Source organism: Salmonella sp. SAL4457, from assembly GCF_046548235.1.
GTDB lineage: Bacteria > Pseudomonadota > Gammaproteobacteria > Enterobacterales > Enterobacteriaceae > Salmonella > Salmonella enterica.
Genome location: NZ_JBGDZO010000313.1, coordinates 1 through 293, shown reverse-complemented (window position 1 = coordinate 293; position 293 = coordinate 1). Strand labels below are relative to the sequence as shown.

Sequence of the window (293 nt, the reverse complement as noted above, 5' to 3'; positions counted from 1 at the left end):
AACAGCGCGAGGGCGCGTTGCTGCAAGGTCTCGCTGTGCCGGTCGACCAGCTTGCGCGCCGCCAGCACCGCTTCGCGCAGGCTTGCCGGCGGCAGCAGGTAGCCGAGGCGCAGCTCGGGGAAGAGGGTCTTGGAAAAGGTCCCGAGGTAGGCCACCTGGCCGTTCCGGTCGAGGCTGCGCAGCGACTCCAGCGAACGCCCATCGAAGCGGTACTCGCTGTCGTAGTCGTCCTCGATGATCCATGCCTGCTGCCGCTGCGCCCATTCGATCAGCGCCAGGCGGCGCTCCAGCGA

1 pseudogene is annotated in these 293 nt (G+C 68.6%); it reads right to left on the bottom strand.

Annotation, left to right across the window (positions count from 1 at the left end):
* Positions 1-293 (bottom strand): annotated as a pseudogene (locus ACLJNW_RS24430) (PLP-dependent aminotransferase family protein); the annotation flags it as partial.